Origin of the sequence: Peribacillus sp. NPDC058002, from assembly GCF_042886655.1 — a bacterium.
GTDB classification, from domain to species: domain Bacteria; phylum Bacillota; class Bacilli; order Bacillales; family DSM-1321; genus Peribacillus; species Peribacillus aracenensis.
In genome coordinates, this window is record NZ_JBHVQU010000393.1 from 1 (window position 1) to 2,471 (window position 2,471).

General features: G+C 42.7%; 2 protein-coding genes. Both read right to left on the reverse strand.

Features of this window, described 5'->3' with window-relative positions:
- The coding region (locus ACFVSH_RS25475; protein WP_387708545.1) for a Zn-dependent hydrolase at nt 1-1,102 on the reverse strand (1,102 nt) is incomplete at its 3' end.
- Nucleotides 1,103-1,191: 89 nt separating this feature from the next.
- Nucleotides 1,192-2,471 (reverse strand): amidohydrolase (locus ACFVSH_RS25480; RefSeq protein WP_387708547.1); only part of this gene is annotated, 1,280 nt, incomplete at its 5' end.

The window sequence follows — 2,471 nt, forward strand, 5'->3', positions numbered from 1 at the left end:
GTATATAACTGGCTATAAACTGCGCATCATGTCCTGCACCGCTTACCATTCTCTTATAGGGTAGACCTAATGTATTGCTCGATTGCTCTAGCAAATTGCAAGTGGACTTGTCGAACCAAACGGTATCCCTGTCCCATAATTTTTTCACTTGGATGTGGCATCCGCCTTCTGAACCTGTAGTTGTAAGGCTTTCAATGATTTCCTCCACCTTTTGGATGACATTGGAATCCTTGTGTCTCGCTTCTAGCGAAAAAACCACTTTATTAGGAATAACCGTATGAATATTAGGAAACACATTTACCCTTCCCATCGTAAAAACCAAATCGTCTTCAAGCATGCTTAGCTTCTGACGAGCCTCCATAATCAAGGTATTCGCAGTGAAGAAAGCATCTTTTCTCATATTCATCGGGGTGGTACCGGCATGATCGGATTCTCCAGTAACTTCTATCTCATAGCACACCATGCCAAGGACACATTCAACGACACCGATCGTTAGTGATTCACGTTCAAGAATTGGCCCTTGTTCAATATGCAATTCTAGAAATGCAGTCGCTTCTTTTAAACGATTCTCTTTATCCCCTTCATATCCAATGGCATTCAGGGCACTTTCGAAAGTCGTTCCGTCACTATCCGTCTTTTGCAGCATGATGGATTTTTCGAATTTACCTGAAAGGACTCCCGAAGACATCATGGAAGGTTCGAATCTGGCTCCCTCTTCGTTTGTAAAATTGACGATCATTATCGGAATTTCAGGTTGGATACTATTTTCCACCAAAGTCCGCACCACTTCCAAGCCTGCAGCTACACCCAAGATACCATCAAACCTCCCGCCCTTCTTTACGGTATCCATATGTGATCCCATCACAATAGGCGGTTTGTTTTCAAGTCCCGCTAATGTAGCGTAAATATTCCCCATATCATCAACCTTAATGGTCATACCCAATTCTTTACAGCAAGCGCAAAAGTAATCACGGACTAATCGGTCTTCTTCTGAAAGGGAAAGCCGTGTGACTCCATTATTTTCTGTCCTTCCAAAATCAGCGAATTTCTCGAGCGTACGACTCAGCCTCTCACCATTAATTGATAATTTTTGCTTTTTCATAGCCAATATCCCCCTTTAAATTCTACATGCGTTCGCTTAAGAAAAAATGAAATTGAAGGTATGGTTGTTTTAGAATGGTTATGCCGGATTTATATTTCTACTAATGTTCCCCTATGATAAAGAATCTCCCCATTCAGAATCGTTGACTCAACTTTCAAATCCTTGATACTTTGGGAATCCACCTTCAATATACTATCATTCAATACTACTAAATCGGCCAGCTTTCCTGCCTCCAGGCTGCCTTTGATATCTTCATCGAAACTCGCAAACGCGCCATTCCATGTGTATAGTTTTATGGCTTCCAATACGCTAATAGATTGAACCGGACCTATTTTCGTACCAGATCTGCTTGTTCTATTAACAGCAACGTGTATGCCTAATAAAGGGTCGTGATCAGTAACGGGAGCATCGGAACCTCCTGCGGCCAAGATGCCATTATCAATATAATCACGGGCGGCGTACATGTGGTTGACCCTATTGCCGTAGTGTTCAATATATATATCGCCGAACTCATAAGGAAATGGGGGGTTGGGGATTGGGATGACTCCAAGTTCTTTCATCCTCATTTGTAAATCTGGCGAAGATATTCCAGCATGCTCGATTCTATGTCTATGATCTTTTCTGGGCGATTCATCCAAGGCCTTTTCCACACAATTCAAATACATCTCTATCGCTTTGTCGCCCTGGGCATGGACTGTGATCTGATAACCTTTTTTATGTGCCTGACCTAATATTTGATAGATTTCCTCTTCTTTATAATAAAGAATGCCAAAATTGCCAGGATCACTCGAATAAGGCTCACGGGTAGCGATTGTCGGACCGGTACTGCTGCCATCCGTAAACAATTTTGCTGGACCGATTTTGAATCTTTCGTCCCCAGTTCCGGTCATGACTCCCGAATCCACCATTTTATTTACAAATTCATGAGAATTATTCAATGAACCGACCATCGCATAGATACGGACACGAATATCGTTATTTTTTATGGCCTGCTGCATTAAACGGAAACTTTCAGGACCATGGGCACCAGCTTCATGAATGCTTGTTATGCCTGCTGCGATGAAATGTTCCGAGGCTATTTTCACGGCTTTCAACAGTTCACTTTCTGAATAACTTGCTCTGTCGGCCATTATCATATTTGCTGTTTCAATGAGTTTGCCTGTAATCCTCCCAGCCCTATCCTTTTCTATGATCCCCCCATTTGGGTTCTCTGAGTTCTCATCAATTCGGGCAATCGCTAACGCCCTGCTATTCACCACGCTTATATGGCTGCATGTACGGGTTACCATGATGGGATGGTCTGTTGAAATAGCATCCAGCTCGGCTATTGTTGGATAACGTTTTTCTTTCACGGCGGTCTCATTAAAGC